1 protein-coding gene is annotated in these 718 nt (G+C 74.7%); it reads left to right on the top strand.

What is annotated here, in order from left to right; genetic code table 11:
* Window positions 1-70 precede the first annotated feature (70 nt).
* Window positions 71-718 (top strand): HNH endonuclease signature motif containing protein (locus tag FJR00_RS15530; RefSeq protein ID WP_141339633.1); only part of this gene is annotated, 648 nt, incomplete at its 3' end.

Raw genomic sequence — 718 nt, 5'->3', positions numbered from 1 at the left:
GACGGACGACCCCGCCCGCGCGACCAGTCCCCCGGAGGAACCTTCCGACCAGGCCTCACCGACCGCTCCCGTGACCGGCCCTCCCTTGACCGGCCCGCCCGGCGACGGACAGGAAGAGGTGCTGCTGGCGGTCGCCCAGGCCACCGGCACCACCCCGGCGTTCCTGCACGCTCCCGACGTGGCCGACCTGATCACCACCCCCGGAACCACCCTGCACCGCCTCGTCATCGACCCCCTGGACGGGCGCTGCGTGGAACGCTCCACCACCGCCTACCAGCCCGACGCGCACATGCGCGCCCAGGCCCGCGCCGCCGACGGCACCTGCCGCGCCCCCGGCTGCACCCGCCCGGCCATCTACACCCAGCTCGACCACGTCCACGAGCACGCCACCGGCGGAGCGACCACCCTGTGCAACCTCGAATGCCTGTGCACCACCCACCACGACCTCAAGACCGCCCGCCACTGGCACGCCACCATCGACGCCCACCGCGACGTCACCTGGCAGACCCTGCTCGGACGCATCTACGCCACCCGCACCCACGACCACCGCGCCTACACCACCCTCCTGGCCACCGCCATCGCCACCGTCGACCACGCCACCACCACCGCCGCCGCCGCGGCGCAGGGGGACAGCGACGGGAACGACCCGGACCCGGCCACCGCCCGCGCCGAGGCCATCGACCAGGCCATCTACACCGCCCTGTGCCACCGCGCCCCC

This window comes from Ornithinimicrobium kibberense, assembly GCF_006519705.1.
GTDB classification, from domain to species: Bacteria; Actinomycetota; Actinomycetes; order Actinomycetales; family Dermatophilaceae; genus Ornithinicoccus; species Ornithinicoccus kibberensis.
This window is presented reverse-complemented; position numbering and strand designations above follow the sequence as displayed.